The following is a 17,064-nucleotide window of genomic DNA, read 5'->3' on the forward strand; positions in this document are numbered from 1 at the left end:
AGCGGGTCGCCACCGTCGGGCTAGTGGCGATCGCGAGCGCGGCGAAGCCGGGTGAAGCGGGTCGCCACCGTCGGGCTAGTGGCGATCGCGAGCGCGGCGAAGCCGGGTGAAGCGGGTCGCCACCGTCGGGGCTCCTAGGCGAACGCCTCCACCGGCGGGCACGAGCAGACCAGGTTGCGGTCGCCGTAGGCGCCGTCGATGCGGCGCACCGGCGGCCAGACCTTCGGTCGGAACCCTTTGCCCAGCGGGTAGGCCGCCTCCTCCCGCGTGTACGGGTGCTTCCAGTCGGAGACGAGCAGGCACTCGGCGGTGTGCGGAGCCCCCCGCAGCGGGTTGTCCTCAACAGGCCACTCCCCCGCGCCGACGCGCTCGATCTCGCCGCGGATGGCGATCATGGCCTCGCAGAAGTCGTCGACCTCGGTCAGGCTCTCGCTTTCGGTCGGCTCCACCATCAGCGTGCCGGCCACCGGGAAGCTCATGGTTGGAGCGTGAAAGCCGTAGTCCGCCAACCGCTTTGCGACGTCGTCGACGGTCACCCCGGTGGCCTTGGTGATGCCGCGCAGGTCCAGGATGCACTCGTGCGCGACCATGCCGTTCTCGCCCGCGTACAGCACCGGGAAGTACTCGTCGAGGCGCCGGGCGATGTAGTTGGCCGAGGCGATCGCGGTGAGCGACGCCGCCCGCAGCCCCTCGGCGCCCATCATCCGGATGTAGGCCCACGTGATCGGCAGGATCGACGCCGACCCGTAGGGTGCCGACGACACCGGATGCCCTCCGGGCAGTTCGGGCGCGTAGGGGTGGCCGGGCAGGAACGGCGCCAGGTGCGAGCGCACCGCCACCGGCCCGACGCCCGGTCCGCCGCCGCCGTGCGGGATGCAGAACGTCTTGTGCAGGTTCAGGTGGCTGACGTCGCCGCCGAACCTGCCCGGGCGGGCCAGCCCGACCAGCGCGTTGAGGTTGGCGCCGTCGATGTAGACCTGGCCGCCCGCGTCGTGCACGGCCGCGCAGATCTCGGCGATGTCGTGCTCGTACACGCCGTGGGTGGACGGGTAGGTGATCATCAGCGCGGCCAGCCGGTCTGCGTGCTCGGCGACCTTGGCCCGCAGGTCGTCGAGGTCGACGTCGCCGTTGTCGCGGCACCCGACCACAGCCACCCGCAGCCCGGCCAGCGCGGCCGACGCGGCGTTGGTCCCGTGCGCGCTGGACGGGATGAGGCAGATGTCGCGGTGCGGTTCGCCGCGGCTGGCGTGGTAATCGTGAATGGCCAGCAGCCCCGCGTACTCGCCCTGCGAGCCGGCGTTGGGCTGCAGCGAGACGGCGTCGTAGCCGGTGATCTGCACCAGCCAGGACTCCACGTCGGCGATGAGCCGGCGGATCCCCTCGGTGTCGGCGGCCGGCGCGAACGGGTGCAGGCGCGCGAATTCCGGCCAGGTGATCGGTTCCATCTCGGCGGCGGCGTTGAGCTTCATCGTGCACGAGCCGAGCGGAATCATGCTGCGGTCCAACGCGATATCCTTGTCCGCCAGCGTGCGCAGGTAGCGCATCATCGCCGTCTCGGTGCGGTATTGCGTGAAGGCCGGGTGCGTCAGGAACTCCGAGGCGCGGGTCGCGATGTCGACGGCGACGGGTTCGGCGGCCGGCACCCCGAAGGCGTCGATCACCGCGGCGACGTGCGCGTCGGTGGTGGCCTCGTCGCAGGCCACCGAGACGTGGTCGTCGTCGACGCGCCACAGGTTGACGCCGTGGGCCTTGGCCGCCGCCAGCACCTCGTCGGCGCGGCCCGGCACCCGGGCCAGCACGGTGTCGAAGAACGTGTCGTGCACCAGCGCATCACCCAGCGCGGCGGCGATGGTTTCGGCGTGGCCATGCACGCGGCGGGCGATCGCGGTCAGCCCGTCGGCGCCGTGGTAGCTGGCGTACATCGCGGCCATCACGGCGAGCAGCACCTGCGCGGTGCAGATGTTGCTGGTCGCCTTGTCGCGGCGGATGTGCTGTTCGCGGGTCTGCAGCGCCAGACGAAATGCCGGCGCGCCATCGCTGTCCACGGACACGCCGACCAGCCGCCCCGGCAGCTGACGGGCGTGCTTGGCGTGCACGGCCAGGTAGCCCGCGTGCGGTCCGCCGAATCCCATTGGGACACCGAACCTTTGGGTGGTGCCGAACACGACGTCGGCGCCGATGTCGCCGGGCGGGGTGATCAGCGTGAGGGCCAGCAGGTCGGCGCCGACGGCGACCAGCGCGCCCCGTTCGTGGGCCGCCGAGACCAGGGCCGCCCAGTCGGTGATCCGGCCGCTGGCGCCCGGCAGCTGGGTGACGACGCCGAAGAAGTCCCCGTCGGGCAGGCCGTCACGCAGGTCCGCGGTGACGATCTCGATGCCCAACGGCCTGGCCCGCGTGGCCAGCACGGCCGCGGTCTGCGCGAAGACGTCGACGTCCACGACGAGCCTGTTCGACGTGCCGCGAGTCGCCCGGTGCATCAGGGTCATGGCCTCGGCCGCGGCGGTTCCCTCGTCGAGCATCGACGCGTTGGCGACCTCCAGCCCGGTCAGGTCGGCCACCATCGTCTGGAAGTTCAGCAGCGCCTCCAGCCGGCCCTGGCTGATCTCCGGCTGGTAGGGCGTGTACGCGGTGTACCAGGCCGGGTTCTCCATGATGTTGCGCAGCAATACCGGCGGCGTGAGCGTGTCGTAGTAGCCCTGCCCGATCATCGACACGGCCACGGTGTTGGCGTCGGCCAGGGCGCGCAGCTCGGCGAGCGTCTCGGCCTCGCTGGCGGGGGGCGGCAACTGGTCCAGGCCCGGCGCGGCTCCCCCGTCGGGGCGCGTGTCGAGGATGCCGGCCGGAACCGCCTTCGACGCCAGCTCGTCTAGCGAGTCGACCCCGATGACGTCGAGCATGGCGGCGATGGCCGGGCTGTCCGGGCCGATGTGCCGCGCTGCGAAGGTTGATTGATCGGCCACGGCGAACTCCTGAGGTCGAGGGACTACGGCCCTCTCCCTCTGTCTTCACCCGTTCGCCGGGCGCCTGAGAGATTCGGCGCCGGCTGCTGCCGGGGCGCCTTTCCCCATCGGCGGGTGGAACCGCTACCGGTCCGCACCGCTTTCCAGAGGCGTCGTTAACTCGCGCGGTCCGGGTGCCTGAGAGGTTGACGGAGAGGTGTTGCTCCTTCGGCGCCCGTGACTGGCAGCCACGAGACTCTCCCGCCCGAGTGCGACGCGCGGACCAGTTTACCCGGGGTTAGCCGATCTTGCGGTCGCGGTGCTTGCGCCGCGACGCCAGCTCGTCCTCCGGGGCCGCGATCGACTCGCCGCCGTCGGCGCGCTCGCCGTGGAAGTCGGCGATCACGCCGGTCAGCTCGCGCATCGCGCCCGACACCGCGATGCCGAACACGCCCTGTCCGCCCTGCAGCAGGTCGACGACCTCTTCGGCCGAGGTGCACTCGTAGACGGTGGTGCCGTCGGAAAACAGCGTGATGTTGGCCAGGTCCTGGACGCCGCGCTGGCGCAGGTGGTCGACGGCGACGCGGATGTTGTGCAGCGAGATGCCGGTGTCGAGCAGTCGCTTGACGATCTTGAGGACCAGGATGTCCTTGAACGAGTAGAGCCGCTGGCTGCCGGAGCCCGCCGCGCTGCGGATCGACGGGACCACCAGCGACGTGCGCGCCCAGTAGTCCAGCTGGCGGTAGGTGATGCCGGCGATCTGGCACGCGCTCGGGCCGCGGTAGCCCACCAGCTCGTCGGGCACGGAATCGTCGGGGAACAGCCCGGGCTGCACCGGTGCGCTCGCTGCGGAGACGGGTTGGTCGCTGCTCGCGGCGTTCGCTTGGTCAGCTAGGTCTAGCTGCTCTTGACGTGGCTGCTCGCTCACGGGGGTTCCTCTCGCCGATCGCGCTGTCATCGTTAGCTGCGTCTCTGGCTGCACCGCAGCCACGTTTGCTCAGGCCCGAGTGCTAGTGAGCTTACGCTTTTCGGTAGCCGCCGCGCCCTAAGTCGTGATCAAAGTATGGCGGCCGCGGGCCCAACTGGCAGCACTATCGGCCAGCGTGTCGAGATCGCGGCGCCAGATGAGATGGATCCGTGATGTCGGCGTCCAGCCTAGTACCCGCGGGATGGCCGCTTCCGGGCGACTAGGTGGCCTTGAAGTCGTCGGGCGACACGCTGTCGAGGAACTCCTTGAACTTCTCCACCTCGTCCTCGCGCACGGCGGTGTTGGCCTCTTCGTCGCTCTCGTCCGGGATGAGCAGACCGGCCTGGGCGAGCACGGCCTCCTCGACGTAGATCGGGACGCCGACCCGCAAGGCGATCGCCACCGAGTCCGACGGGCGCGCCGAGACAGTGATGTTGCGGTCGAAGACCAGGTCGGCGTAGAACGTGCCCTCCTGCAGGTCGACGATCCGCACCTCTTTCAGCGAATGCCCAAGTGCGGCAATGAGATCCCTGATCAGGTCATGCGTCAGCGGCCGGGGCGGTTCGACGCCCTGCTGCTCCAGCGCGATGGCGGCGGCTTCGGACTGACCGATCCAGATTGGCAGGTAACGGTCACCGTTGGCCTCGCGCAGCAACAGCACCGGCTGGTTCTGCGGTTGCTCGACGCGAATGCCGACAACACGAACTTCACCCATCTGTGTCTGCCCTCCGCAACTCTTCAGCCCGCCGAACACCAAGCTGTCCAACGAAGTCTAATCCTCAGCGATGCAGAACGTCGCGAACGGCAGACTTGATCAGCGAGGTGTGCAATGTGATCGCGAGCGCGGCAACCTCCCGCGCCAGGTCGTCGGCGCGGTCCCGGGCGCCGGCCTTGCCGGCCTTGACGAGCGGCCCCGCGATCTGGGCGATCAGATCGGACTGCCGGTCGGCCGCGGAACGGAAGGCGCGCAGGTGCCTCGGTTCGACGCCGTATTCGGCCAGGGCCCGCGCGCATTGGAGAATGACCACGGCGTGTTCGTCGAAGAACCGGCCCGGGCCGGTGGTGATCACCCCCGCCCGGAGCAACGCCGTCAGCAGTTCGTCGTCCACCCCGGAACGCTCCAGGAGATCCTCTCGGCTCAGCCGGACCCGCGGCGGGGCCACCGCCGCCGCGTCGGGCTTGGCGCCCGGGGCGGCTTCGGCCACGGCGCCGGCGTCCCCGCCGTTCGGAACCGACACCAATCGCGGTACCCCGTAAGGCGATCCGATCGGGGGCAGCTCGCCGTCGGGCAGCGCGTCCAGCTGCGCCCGGATCACCTTCAGCGGCAGGTAGTGGTCGCGCTGCGCGGTGAGGATGAACCGCAGCCGCGCGCAGTCGTACGCGGTGAACCTGCGATATCCCGACGCGGCGCGCTGCGGCGTCACAAGTCCCTCGGCCTCCAGGAATCGAATCTTGGAGATCGTGACATCGGGGAAATCCGGCCTCAACAGGTCGAGGACCGCCCCAATCGACATCCCGGCCAGTGCCGGGCTATCGGGTGCGCTCACTACCCTCCTTCACTACCCTCCGGAATCTCCGTCGTCGCCCTGCTTGGGTCCGGTCAAGAACACCAACCGGAACTTGCCGATCTGCACTTCGTCTCCGTTGGCCAGCACCGCCGAATCGACGGGCTCGCGGTTGACGTACGTGCCATTCAGGCTACCGACATCGACGACGTGAAACTCGTTATTTTCCAACCTGAATTCGGCGTGGCGACGGCTGACGGTGACGTCGTCGAGAAAGATGTCGCTGTCGGGATGCCGACCGGCGGACGTGATGGCCTGGTCGAGCAGGAACCGCGACCCGGCGTTAGGTCCGCGTTTGACGACCAGCAACGCCGAGCCGGCCGGGAGTCCTTCGACGCCCGACACCGCGCTCTCGGTCCCCGCCTGGGCGGGCGCGTCGAGTTCGTTGAGAAAGTCGGCACGAAAGACCGAAGTCGTTTCCACCGTCACTTCGTCAGAGGTCTGGTCGTTATCCATGTCCGTCACGCGCTGCTCCTCACTGGCCGCTGTGGCGTTATCCGAACCGGGCCGCTCGCCCGGCTCCCCTCTAGGTTTGTCGAGGTTTCCTGAGTTTCTCTAGCCCCGCACTGCTGATTACTTGACCGTCTCGTGTCTATCAAGTGTCGATCTGTTGACCGTACCGCGCACCGGTTCGCAATGTGCCCCCCACCGGACGATCGGAAGCCCGACCGACGTGAACCGCGTGCGCCGCCCGCAGCACCGAGCGGGGCTGGCAGGCACATTAGCAATCGTCATTCGGTCAGCGTCCCGCGGTAGGCCTCCGGGTCGAGCAGCGCCGAGATCGCCGACTCGAGCTCGGCAGCGTCCGAGACCTGGACGTCGACCAGCCAGCCCGACCCGTAGGGGTCGGAGTTGACCAGCTGCGGACTGCCCTCCAGGTCGGCGTTGACCGCCAGGACCGTGCCCGAGACCGGTGCGAACAAGTCCGACACCGACTTCGTCGATTCCACCTCGCCGAAGGATTCGCCCGCGCTCACCTGGCTGCCCACGTCTGGCAGCTGGACGAAGACGACGTCGCCGAGCGCCGACTGCGCGAAGTCGGTGATACCGACCCGCACGGTGTCCTCACCGCTGCGTCGAACCCATTCATGTTCGGCGGTGTAGTGCAGATCGGACGGGATATCGCTCACGGGTGATCCTGTTCTGGTCGCTGCCGACGAGGCACGTTCACTTGACGGGCTGAGCGTATTGGTGCGGTTTTGGTTGTCGCAAGGTGGTCACGTCGACCCGGTCGGCCTGCTGGACCGACATGCGGGCGCCGACGCGCTTGATGCTGTCCTCGGCCCCGCCGGGGATGTTCATCGCCGCGGCCAGCGTGGGCGGATCGCCAATCGCCAGAATCGAATACGGGGACGACAGGGTTTTGTTGTCAACGGTCAACGAGCCCGGCGTACCCACTATCCAGGTATCGACACCTACCCGGACGGATTGGTGTGCGTCGTTGATCTCGATCGCTTCGGCGCCGGCGGCACGCAGCTCGTTGATCACGTCGAGCATCGCCTCCGGTGACACCCCCGGGCCCGGGTCGTCGATGGTGATCGTGACGCCGGGGCCGGTGGCGCCCACCGCGCCGACCAAGATGGACAGCGCCGCGAGCCGGGCCTGGGCGCTCTGGATGGCCGCCTGATCGTTGTTGCCGGACGCCTGCAACGCATTCAGCGTGTTTTGCAGCTCGCCGACTTCGGTGTTCAGCGTCGCCTCGCGCTGCCGCAGCGAGTCCAGCAGCACCAACAGGTCGGCGGGGCGGGCGGTGTCCAGCGAGTCGCCCGACTTGGTCTGGCGGACCTGGGTGACGATGGCGATCCCCAGGACGAGGCACAGCACGACCGCCAGCGCCCCGAAGGCCAGCCGCGAGCGACCGGCCCGCAGCATCGCGGACAGCCCCGTGCGATGCACCGGGCCGATCTCGGGCCGCGGGCGGTGCGGCGGCAGTTCGTGCCGGCCGCGATGCGCACCCGCGCCCGCGGGGGGCTCGGCTGGCGCGTCGCGACTTTCCCTGTCTTCGGGCGGGTCTTGGCTCACGGTGATGTCCTGCCGGTCATGCCCCGAACAGCCGGCGCCGCAGCGCGGCGGCGTTGCCGAAGATGCGGATGCCCAGTACGACGATGATCGCGGTCGACAGCTGGGTGCCGACGCCCAGTTGGTCGCCGACGTAGACGATGAGCGCGGCCACAAAGACGTTGAACACGAACGAAATCACGAAGACCTTGGGGTCGAAGATCCGCTCGAGGTAGGCGCGCAGTCCACCGAACACCGCGTCCAGCGCGGCCACCACCGCGATCGGCAGATAGGGCTGGACGACCTCCGGGACGGCGGGGTGGAAGACCAAACCCAGCACGATGCCGACCGCGAGCGCCGCGATGCCGATCATGCTCGGTTTCCTTTCGGCATGTCTCTCACTGGGGCCCAATCTGTTTGGCGAACTTGACATCCCGCATCGGTCCGGCCGGCAGCGACAGGCCGTCGGCGACGTTCACGGTGACGACGACACCGTAGGAGGATTCCAGCAGCCTAAGCCGCTGCAGGCCGGGGCTGTTGTCGAAGACGTCGCGCATCGAGTGCGGCGGCCCGACTGCCAGGATCTGGTAGGGGCTGCTGGTGGGGTTGTTGTCGACGAGGATCGCCCCGCCGGCCTGCCGGATGGTGACGTTGGGTCCGATCCGGACGCCGCCGACGGAGATGGCTTCGGCGCCGCTGGCCCACAGCGAGTTGACGACCAGCTGCAGATCGCGGTCCAGGATGATCTGCCTGCTGCCGTTGATGCGCTGCTTGGAAACGTCGGAAAGGTTCGGGCCGGCACCGGGATCCGTCACGGTCACCGCGAGGCCGGGACCGATGACCGCCGTGCTCGCCGCGGCCAGGCCCAGCGCGTCGAGACTGGCCAGCAGCCGCTGTCCCTGGGCGTTTTCGGCCAGTGCGTGGCGCTGCACGTCGTCGACTCGGCTCGAGAGCGCGCTGCGCTGTTGGCCTAACTTGGCCGCGGCGGCCTCCGAGGAACGCACGCTTTCCAGCAGCAGCTGCTGCGCGGTACGCACGCCGGGCGCCACCGAGCGCGCCTGCGCGACCGCGGCGGCGAACACCGTCGCGATCAGCAGCGCGGCCAGGGCCTGCCACAGCCAGCCGAAGGCGTGGTCGCGGCCGCTCGGCGCCGCGCCGTCACCGTCGCGTTTGGCCGCGGCCGCGGCGTAGCCGGGGTCCAGGTGCTCGGAGAGCAGGGCGCGCAGCAGCGAGGGCACCGGGATCAGCTGGGGCCGCGCGGCGGCGTGGGCGCTGCGGCCGGCGTTGGGGTCATAGCCGCCGAGCAGGCGGTCCGCGTCAGCCATGGCCACCCGCCTTGCGGGTGACGGGTTGGCGGTCGGGCCGTTTCACCTTGGGCATGCGGCGCACCACCAACGTCATCTGCACCGCATACAGCACGAACGCCCACAGGTACGTGTACAAGCCCCAGCCCAAAAAGCCCCAGCCGCAGGCCCTCAGCACGCGGCTCCACTCCGCGCCGCCGGTTCCGAGCAGGACCAACGGAAACCCGGCCATCAACGCGAAGGTGGCGCCTTTGCCGACGTAGGTCACCGGCAGCGCGGACAGGCCGCGGCTGCGCAGCAGCGGGAGGGTGGCGGCCAGCAGCCCGTCGCGCACCAGCAGCGTGATGACGAACCACCACGGCACGATTCCGTCGATTGCCAGGACGATCGGGACGGTCACCATGTAGAGCCGGTCCACCGCGGGGTCCAGCAGAACGCCCAGCCGCGAGGACTGGTTGAGCGTGCGGGCGATCTTCCCGTCGGCCCAGTCCGAGGCCCCGCTGAACATCAGGATCGCCACCGCCCAGCCGTTGGCGTGGGCGAACAGCAGGACGTAGACGAAAACCGGGATGAGCATCAGGCGGATCGCGCTGAGCGCGTTGGGCACCGTCAGCACCCGATCGGGCGGAAGCGCGGGCTCCATGAGCCGTGACATTAGCCGAATGCCGAGTGCGCGGCTGGCCGCACGCTCGCCGGCTCAGCTCAGCGGAACACCCCGGGCAGGCTCAGGGTCGACAGCGTGTCGTCGGACAGCGGGTTGTCGTTGACCATGTAGGTCCACGTCGACGTCGGCCGCGCCAGCTTGGACAGGTCCAGCCCCGGCTCCTCTTCCAGCACGTTCGCGGTTTCGAACGTCTGCTGCGCCGCCTCGATGGCGTCGGCGGCCAGCGACGCGAACGCGTCGACCGCCATCCGGTGAAACTCGTCCAGCGGATTCTGCCGGCCCAGCGCGCGCAGGTGGATGCTTTCGCGGATGTCGGCGAGGTAGGCCAGATGGTCGGCCCAGCCCCGGTCGAGGTGATACAGCATGATGAGCCGGCAGATCTTCTCCAGCCGGTCTTCGGAGATGTCCTCGGCGAGTTCCTCGTAGCGGTCCGGCGCCAGCTCGGCGAGCTCCTCGCGCGCAGTCGCGGTGCGCAGCAACGTGTTTCGGCGATCGACGATGATCGCGCGCTGCTGCGCGATCAGCTGGTTGTAACGCCAGGTGTTCGCATGCACGTCGAGCATCCGGCCCTCGGCGACCCGCTGCGCGTGGTCGAGCATCCCGGCCGCCTTTGGGCTGACGATCCGGCCGTCCTCGTCGGTTTGCATCGGCAGCTTGTTGTGGTCGAGGTTGGCCGCGACGACGTCGTCCTCCCAACTCGAGAAGAACACCGACGACCCCGGGTCGCCCTGCCGCCCGGCGCGGCCGCGCAGCTGGTTGTCGAGGCGCTCGGTGTGGTGGCGGCCGGTGCCGACGACGTGCAGCCCGCCCAGTTCGGCGACGCGGTCGTGGTCGGCCTCGTCGGACCCGCCGAGGCGGATGTCGGTGCCCCGCCCGGCCATCTGGGTCGACACGGTCACCGTGCCGTACTCGCCGGCCTCGGCGATGACCTTCGCCTCTTCGGCGTCGTTCTTCGCGTTGAGCACCACCGCGGGAACGCCGCGGCGCAGCAGCCGCTCGTGCAGCTCCTCGGACTCGGCCACGTCGCGGGTGCCGACCAGCACCGGCTGCCCGGTCTCGTGCACCTCGGCGATGTGCGCGACGATCGCGTCGTTCTTGGCGGCCGCGGTGATGTAGACCCGGTCGGCCTCGTCCTCGCGAATGTTGGGCTCGTTCGGCGGGATTGGCGACACGCCGAGCTTGTAGAACTGGCGCAGCTGCTCGCCGGCCGCCAGCGCGGTGCCGGTCATGCCGCAGACGGTGGCGTAGCGGTTGATCAGCGCCTGCACGGTGATGGTGTCGAGCACCTCGCCGGTCTCGGTGGTCTCGATGCCCTCCTTAGCCTCGACGGCGGCCTGCAGACCGTCGGGCCAGCGCTGCAGTTGCGCGATGCGGCCGCGGGCGGAGTTGATCAGGTGCACCGCGTCGTCGCGCACGATGTAGTGCACGTCGCGCTGCAGCAGCACGTGCGCGTGTAGCGCCACGTTGACCTCGGTGAGGGTGGTGCCGACGTGCTCCTCCGAGTACAGGTCGATGCCGCCGAGCGCCTTCTCGACCTTGCGCGCGCCGACGTCGGTCAAATGCACGTTGCGGCTGTCGGCGTCGGTCTCGTAATCGGTGCCGGCGTCCAGCGTGCCGACCAGCTTGATGATCTCCAGCCGCGGCGTCTCCCGGTGGGTGGTGCCGGCCAGCACCAACGGCACCAGCGCCTCGTCCACCAGCACCGAGTCGGCTTCGTCGATGAGGGCCACGTCGGGATTGGGTGAGACCAGGTCGTCGACGTCGGTCGCCAGCTGGTCGCGCAGCACGTCGAAGCCGATCTCGTTGACCGAGGCGTAGGTGACGTCGCAGCCGTAGGCGGCGCGGCGTTCCTCGCTCGTCGAGTCCGCGGTGATCCAGCCGACCGTCAGCCCCAGGGCTTCCAGCAGCGGGCCCATCCACTCCGCGTCGCGCCGAGCCAGGTAGTCGTTGATGGTCACCACGTGCACGTGCCGTCCCGCAAGGGCGTATCCGGCGGCCGCGATCGCGCCCGACAGGGTCTTGCCCTCCCCGGTGGCCATCTCGATCACGTCGCCGGCGAGCATGCGCAAGGCGCCCAGCAGCTGGACATCGAAGGGACGGAGGCCGGTCGCCCGCTCGGCCGCTTCCCGGGCGATCGCGAGGAACTGTGGGATGTCGGCGGACTCCGCGAGGTCGTCGAGCTTGAGCAGCCCCGTTGCCTCGCGCAGCTTCTCGTCGCTGAGGCCGGCCGCCTTCTCGTCGTACTCCGACGAGGCGGTGACCTCGGCGAGGGACCGCGTCTGGTTCTTCTCCGTGCTGGCGCCCAGCAGCCGCCAGAATCGGCTACTCAGGCGGCCGGGCTGCGTCCGGGTGGTCTTTGGCACAGGTCAACGGTACGCGAGCGGTCGGTTCAGGCGAGGTTGGAGCGGCGCGGGTAGGCGACGGCCGGGTCGGTGAGCACGTTGACGACGGCGGGCAGCCCGCTGGCGAAGGCGCGTTCCAGCGCGGGTCGCAACTCGGCGGGCGCGGCCACCAACTCGCCGTGGGCGCCCAGGGCGCGGGCTACCTCGTCGTAGCGGGTGCCCGGACGCAATTCCGCCACCACCGAGTAGCCGTACAGCGCCTCCATGGGGTGTTTTTCGAGACCCCAGATTCCGTTGTTGCCGATGACCGACACGACCGGCACGCCGTGGCGAACCAGGGTGTCCCACTCCATGCCGCTGAAGCCGAACGCGCCGTCGCCCTGCAGCAGCACGACCTGGCGGTCCGGCCGGGCCAGCTTGGCGGCCAACGCGTAGCCGGGGCCCGACCCGAGGCAGCCGAACGGGCCGCTGTCCAGCCAGCAACCCGGCAGATAGCTGTCGATCACCCGCCCGGCATAGGACCCGAAGTCGCCCGCGTCGATGACGACGATGGCGTCGCGGTCCAGCAGCGGCGCCAGCTCCGCGTACACCCGCATCGGATGCAGCGGGATCCGGTCGTCGGCCAGCTCGGCCTTCTCCTGGGCGCGCGCCGCGGTCTCGGCGGTTCGTAGCTCGGCGACCCAATCCGGGTGTGCGGTGCCACGCGTGGCGGCGAGGGCCGAAAGGATCGAGCTGAGGTCGCCGTACAAGCCGGCGGCGATGGGCCGGGGATGATCGCGGACGGGTTCGCCGCGGTCGGCCACGATCAGCTGCGTTTCCGGCCCGAACACCTTGCCGAAGCCCAACCTGAAATCCATTGGCACACCGACGATCAGCGCGACGTCGGCCTCGCCCAGCGCCTTGCCGCGCACCCGCGAGAAGGCCATCGGATGGTCGGCCGGCACCACGCCGCGGGCCATCCCGTTCATCAGCACCGGAATCTGAAGTTCCTCCGCTAGGCGCAGCAGCGCCGCCTCGCCGTGTCCCCACCAGACGTTGGTGCCCGCCATGATCACCGGCCGCTGCGCCGCCGCCAACAGGTCGACGGCGCGGTCGAGGGCCTGGCCATCCGGGGCCGGACCGGGCGGCACTGCGCTCAAGGCGCCGGGCCGGCCGTCATCCTCCGACATCGAAAAGGCGTGGTCCATCGGAAAGTCGACGAACCCCACGCCGGACGGGGCGCCGACGGCCGCGCGCAACGCCTCGTCCACCAGCCGGCCGGCGTCGTCGGCCGACTGCGCGGTGGCGGCGAATCGGGCCAGCGGCGCCACGAACGGCACATGGTCGATCTCCTGCAGCGAGCCCATGCCCCAGCGCCCCGCGGGGGCCCGGCCACCCAGCACCACCAGCGGCGACTGGTTCTGCTGCGCCGCGGCCATCGCGCTCATCCCGTTGGTCACGCCCGGCCCCGCGGTCAACGCGGCCACGCCGGGCAGCCTCGTCACCTTCGACCAGCCCTCGGCGGCGAACGTCGCGGTCTGTTCGTGGCGGGTGTCGATCAGCCGGATCCCCTCGTCGCGGCACCCGTCGTAGATGGAGAACAGGTGGCCGCCCGATAGGGTGAACACGGTGTCGATGCCGCTGGCCTTGAGCCGGCGTGCGATCAGTCGGCCGGCATGTACGGTCTGGCTGGACGGAGCGTCGATGCTCATCCAGGCAGCCTATCGGCAATCACTCGGGTACCTTCGCCGAAGGATTTTGTGTCAGGCCTCGACCTTAAGGAGACATCGACCATGGGCCCGAAGCCGTTTACGCCGTCGATCAATTGGTCGGCGGCACCCATGGATTCCCTGCGCTGGATCGCCATAGCCTGGGCGATCGGAGCCGTCTGTCTTCTCGCCGTGCTGGTGGCGTTCCGGTACCTGACCCCGTGGGGCCGGCAGTTCTGGCGGATCACCCGCGGCTACTTCGTCGGCCCGTCGAGCGTCAAGGTGTGGGCGATGCTGGGGGTGCTGTTGCTGTCGGTGCTGTGTTCGGTGCGGCTCACCGTGCTGCTGAGCTACCAGGGCAACGACCTGTACACGGCGGTGCAGAAGGCCGTGCAGGGCATCGCGGCCGACGATGCCAACGTGAAACAGTCCGGGATTCACGGCTTTTGGATGTCGATCGGGATCTTTTCCGTGCTCGCCACGCTGTATGTCATCCGGTTCATGATCGACATCTATCTGACCCAGCGATTCATCATCGCCTGGCGCGTCTGGCTGACCGCCCACCTCACCGACGACTGGCTGGAGGGCAAGGCCTACTACCGGGACCTGTTCATCGACAACACCATCGACAACCCGGACCAGCGCATCCAGCAGGACATCGACATCTTCACCGCCAACGCCGGGGGCACCCCGAACATCCCGTCCAACGGGACGGGCAGCACCCTGCTGTTCGGCGCCGTCAACGCGGTGGCCTCGGTGATCTCCTTCGCCGCGATCCTGTGGCAGCTCTCCGGGAATCTGGAACTTTTCGGCGTGGTGTTGCCGCGCGCCATGTTCGTCACCGTCCTGGTCTATGTGCTGGTCGCGACCGTCGTCGCGGTCTGGCTGGGCCATCCGCTGATTTGGCTGAGCTTCAACAACGAAAAGCTCAACGCCGCATTCCGTTACGCGCTGGTGCGGTTGCGCGACGCGGCCGAGGCGGTGGGCTTCTACCGCGGTGAACGAGTCGAGCGGGCGCAACTGTGGCGGCGCTTCACCCCGATCATCGCCAACTACCGCAAGTTCGTGCGCCGGACGATCATCTTCAACGGGTGGAACTGGTCGATGTCGCAGATCATCGTTCCGTTGCCGTGGGTGATCCAGGCGCCGCGACTGTTCGCCGGGCGGATCGACTTCGGCGACGTCGGCCAGAGCGCGACGGCCTTCGGCAACATCCAGGATTCGCTGTCGTTCTTCCGCAACAACTACGACGCGTTTGCCGCGTTTCGCGCGGCGATCATCCGGTTGCACGGGCTGGTCGATGCGAACAGCCAGGGCCGCGCGCTGCCGACGATCCTGGTCAAGCCGAGCGACGAGGCAACCGTCGAGCTTCGCGGTGTCGAGGTGCGCACGCCGGCGGGCGACCAGTTGATCGACCCGCTCGATGTGGCGCTCGACGACGGCGACTCGCTGGTGATCACCGGGCGATCGGGCGCCGGCAAGACCACCTTGCTGCGCAGCCTGGCCGAGTTGTGGCCGTACGCGTCCGGGACGCTCTGCCGCCCCGACGGCGACAACGCGACGATGTTCCTGTCGCAGTTGCCCTACGTGCCGCTCGGCAGCCTGCGCGGCGTGATCTGCTACCCGAACGAGCCGGCGAACGTCTCCGACGGCGAATTGCAGGACGTGCTGACGAAGGTGGCCTTGGCGCCGCTGATCGGACGCCTCGACGAGGAGCAGGACTGGGCCAAGGTGCTCTCCCCCGGGGAGCAGCAGCGCGTCGCGTTCGCCCGCATCCTGCTCACCAAGCCAAAGGCGGTGTTCCTCGACGAGGCCACCTCGGCGCTCGACGAGGGGCTGGAGTTCGCGCTGTATCAGCTGGTGCGCACCGAGTTGCCGGACACCGTGTTGGTCAGCGTCAGCCACCGGCCCACCGTCGAGCAGCATCACCGACAACAGCTGCAGTTGCTGGGCGGCGGCCAGTGGCGGCTCGGCCCGGTAGAGAAGGAACCCGCCGGGGTCTAGGCGTTTGCGTTGCGGGCCAACGCGCGCGGCGAGCCTGCAAATTCGCAGGCGTTTACTCGCACTTTCGCTGCGAAATTACAGCCTCGGTGCCGCCGCGTGCGCTGTGTCTAACGCGACTGCGCGCACGCGGCCTCCCGGGCCGCGTGCGCTCCGGCGCGGCGCCCGAAGAACGAGCCCTCCCCCAGCTGCGTTCCACTGGCGTAGCCCTTGCCGTCCTGGGCGATGTTGGACGCGCACGCGCCCACCGCGTACAGGCCGGGAACCACGGTGCCGTCCTCGCGTTGCACCTGCCCGTCGACCGACACCGCCAGCCCGCCGACGGTGAATCCGGCGTACATCGCCTTGCCCAACGACATGTCGAACGCGCCCCATGGCCCTTTGTCTTGCGCCGCAAGGAATTGCGGCTGCTTGTGGAAATCGGGATCCTCGCCGCGCGCGGCGTGCGTGTTGTAGCGGTCCAGGGTCGCGACCAGATTGCCCTGGGGGATGCCCAGCGCGGCTTCCATCTCGGGCACGGTCTCCCAGCCGTCGATGAGCGGCACCAGGGGCATCTTGGGATGCTCCAGGTGCGCCTCGTCGACGATCAGGAACGCCGCGCTGTCCGGCTGATCCATGATGAAGCCCGCCGTGCGGGAGTGGTAGGAGTCTTCGGCGACGAAGCGCTGGCCGAGCTTGTTCACGATGATCCCGGTGAGCAGGATCGACGGCGGGTAGGGCGGCGCCGTGATGAAGATCTGATCCATGTGCTGGGTGGCGCCGCCCGCGGAGACGCCCATCCGGATGCCCAGGCCGTCGTCGTAGGTATTGCCGAGCACGAACGGCTTCTCGCCCAGCTTCGGGGTGTACCTGGCTACCATCTCCGGGTTCATCACGAATCCCCCGGCAGCGATGATCACCGACTTCGCCTTGATCGCACCAGTTTCGGAGAATTGCTTCCACAGCACGCCGGTCACCGCGCCGGCGTCGTCCACGATGAGCTGGCTCGCGCCGGTCTCGTATCGCACCTGCACGCCGAGGCTGGCGGCCCGCTTGAGGAGCAGGTCGATCACCATGCTGGCGCCGCCGGTGTCGCCGGGCACGGGCACCTTGTGACCGCGCGGCGCCGGGACCGCCTTCTCCAGGAAGGGCCACACCTTCTCGTTGCCGGTGAACATCAACCCCTCGGTGTTGGGCTGGATCACGGCCTTGCCCGGGAAGTAGCTGCGCTCGAATTGAAAACCCAAGTCTTCCAACCAGTTGAAGTGTTCGACGCTGCCCTCGCAGTAGGCGCGAATCTTCGCGTGGTCCGGCTGCCTCGACACCGCGACGAGGTATTTGTACATCTCCTCGGCCGAGTCGGGGTGGCCGGTCGCCTCCTGCACGGCGGTCCCGCCGCCGAGGTAAAAGTGGCCTCCCGCAAGGGAAGTCGTGCCGCCCGCCGCGGCGGCGCGCTCGAGCACCAGCACCTTCGCGCCCGCGGCCGCCGCGCTGACCGCCGCGCACCCGCCGCCGATGCCGAAACCGATCACCACCACGTCGACCTCGTCCGACCACGACGTCACCGTGTCCGCGTCGACGATTGCCGGAATCTCGGTACTCATTGGCGCCACTCCT

Annotated in this window: 14 protein-coding genes and 1 riboswitch; of the genes, 1 reads left to right on the forward strand and 13 read right to left on the reverse strand. The window is 69.1% G+C overall.

What is annotated here, in order from left to right; genetic code table 11:
- Nucleotides 1-134 precede the first annotated feature (134 nt).
- The 12 genes from gcvP to N415_RS01930 form a co-directional block, all read right to left on the reverse strand.
- Nucleotides 135-2,960, reverse strand: a complete 2,826-nt coding sequence (gene gcvP / locus N415_RS01875; RefSeq protein WP_068176639.1) for an aminomethyl-transferring glycine dehydrogenase — start codon at nt 2,958-2,960, stop codon at nt 135-137.
- Between the two features lie 155 nt (nt 2,961-3,115).
- A riboswitch (glycine riboswitch) is annotated at nt 3,116-3,213 on the reverse strand.
- 24 nt (nt 3,214-3,237) lie between these two features.
- A complete protein-coding gene (locus tag N415_RS01880) occupies nt 3,238-3,867 on the reverse strand; it encodes a MerR family transcriptional regulator (protein ID WP_068101273.1) in 630 nt (209 codons plus the stop codon).
- A gap of 259 nt (nt 3,868-4,126) precedes the next feature.
- A complete protein-coding gene (locus N415_RS01885; RefSeq protein ID WP_066933175.1) occupies nt 4,127-4,621 on the reverse strand; it encodes a bifunctional nuclease family protein in 495 nt (164 codons plus the stop codon).
- 64 nt (nt 4,622-4,685) lie between these two features.
- Nucleotides 4,686-5,453, reverse strand: a complete 768-nt coding sequence (locus N415_RS01890) for a MerR family transcriptional regulator (protein ID WP_068176644.1) — start codon at nt 5,451-5,453, stop codon at nt 4,686-4,688.
- A 12-nt stretch (nt 5,454-5,465) separates the two neighbouring features.
- Nucleotides 5,466-5,936 (reverse strand): glycogen accumulation regulator GarA, encoded by a 471-nt coding sequence (garA, locus tag N415_RS01895; RefSeq protein WP_068101271.1) that lies wholly within the window; start codon nt 5,934-5,936, stop codon nt 5,466-5,468.
- 266 nt (nt 5,937-6,202) lie between these two features.
- On the reverse strand, nt 6,203-6,601 hold the full coding sequence (gene gcvH, locus N415_RS01900; RefSeq protein ID WP_067149344.1) for a glycine cleavage system protein GcvH: 399 nt from the start codon (nt 6,599-6,601) through the stop codon (nt 6,203-6,205).
- A gap of 37 nt (nt 6,602-6,638) precedes the next feature.
- The gene (locus N415_RS01905; RefSeq protein WP_068176648.1) at nt 6,639-7,493 is read right to left on the reverse strand and encodes a DUF881 domain-containing protein; all 855 of its coding nucleotides are present in this window, start codon (nt 7,491-7,493) and stop codon (nt 6,639-6,641) included.
- A 16-nt stretch (nt 7,494-7,509) separates the two neighbouring features.
- On the reverse strand, nt 7,510-7,842 hold the full coding sequence (locus tag N415_RS01910) for a small basic family protein (protein ID WP_066933079.1): 333 nt from the start codon (nt 7,840-7,842) through the stop codon (nt 7,510-7,512).
- A gap of 25 nt (nt 7,843-7,867) precedes the next feature.
- On the reverse strand, nt 7,868-8,794 hold the full coding sequence (locus tag N415_RS01915; protein ID WP_068176665.1) for a DUF881 domain-containing protein: 927 nt from the start codon (nt 8,792-8,794) through the stop codon (nt 7,868-7,870).
- Nucleotides 8,787-9,416 (reverse strand): CDP-alcohol phosphatidyltransferase family protein, encoded by a 630-nt coding sequence (locus N415_RS01920; RefSeq protein WP_068176651.1) that lies wholly within the window; start codon nt 9,414-9,416, stop codon nt 8,787-8,789. Before N415_RS01920 ends, N415_RS01915 begins: the two co-directional genes overlap by 8 nt.
- Before the next feature lie 59 nt (nt 9,417-9,475).
- Entirely contained in the window at nt 9,476-11,800 is a 2,325-nt protein-coding gene (secA2, locus tag N415_RS01925) for an accessory Sec system translocase SecA2 (RefSeq protein ID WP_068176655.1), read from the reverse strand.
- A 26-nt stretch (nt 11,801-11,826) separates the two neighbouring features.
- Entirely contained in the window at nt 11,827-13,470 is a 1,644-nt protein-coding gene (locus tag N415_RS01930; protein WP_068176657.1) for an acetolactate synthase, read from the reverse strand.
- 81 nt (nt 13,471-13,551) lie between these two features.
- Between N415_RS01930 and N415_RS01935 the strand changes: the two genes are divergently transcribed.
- The gene (locus tag N415_RS01935) at nt 13,552-15,471 is read left to right on the forward strand and encodes an ABC transporter ATP-binding protein/permease (protein WP_068176660.1); all 1,920 of its coding nucleotides are present in this window, start codon (nt 13,552-13,554) and stop codon (nt 15,469-15,471) included.
- Between the two features lie 107 nt (nt 15,472-15,578).
- Here the strand turns inward: N415_RS01935 and N415_RS01940 are convergent, their stop codons facing one another.
- The gene (locus tag N415_RS01940; RefSeq protein WP_068176663.1) at nt 15,579-17,051 is read right to left on the reverse strand and encodes an FAD-binding protein; all 1,473 of its coding nucleotides are present in this window, start codon (nt 17,049-17,051) and stop codon (nt 15,579-15,581) included.
- Nucleotides 17,052-17,064: the final 13 nt, after the last annotated feature.

It is taken from the genome of Mycobacterium sp. UM_CSW, from assembly GCF_000455205.1.
Lineage (GTDB): Bacteria > Actinomycetota > Actinomycetes > Mycobacteriales > Mycobacteriaceae > Mycobacterium.

Coding starts and splice junctions, on each gene's coding strand:
- N415_RS01935 (WP_068176660.1), top strand. CDS start 13,552: ATGGGCCCGAAGCCGTTTACGCCGTCGATCAATTGGTCGGCGGCACCC.
- N415_RS01920 (WP_068176651.1), bottom strand. CDS start 9,416: ATGGAGCCCGCGCTTCCGCCCGATCGGGTGCTGACGGTGCCCAACGCG.
- N415_RS01930 (WP_068176657.1), bottom strand. CDS start 13,470: ATGAGCATCGACGCTCCGTCCAGCCAGACCGTACATGCCGGCCGACTG.
- N415_RS01940 (WP_068176663.1), bottom strand. CDS start 17,051: ATGAGTACCGAGATTCCGGCAATCGTCGACGCGGACACGGTGACGTCG.
- N415_RS01915 (WP_068176665.1), bottom strand. CDS start 8,794: ATGGCTGACGCGGACCGCCTGCTCGGCGGCTATGACCCCAACGCCGGC.
- N415_RS01910 (WP_066933079.1), bottom strand. CDS start 7,842: ATGATCGGCATCGCGGCGCTCGCGGTCGGCATCGTGCTGGGTTTGGTC.
- N415_RS01885 (WP_066933175.1), bottom strand. CDS start 4,621: ATGGGTGAAGTTCGTGTTGTCGGCATTCGCGTCGAGCAACCGCAGAAC.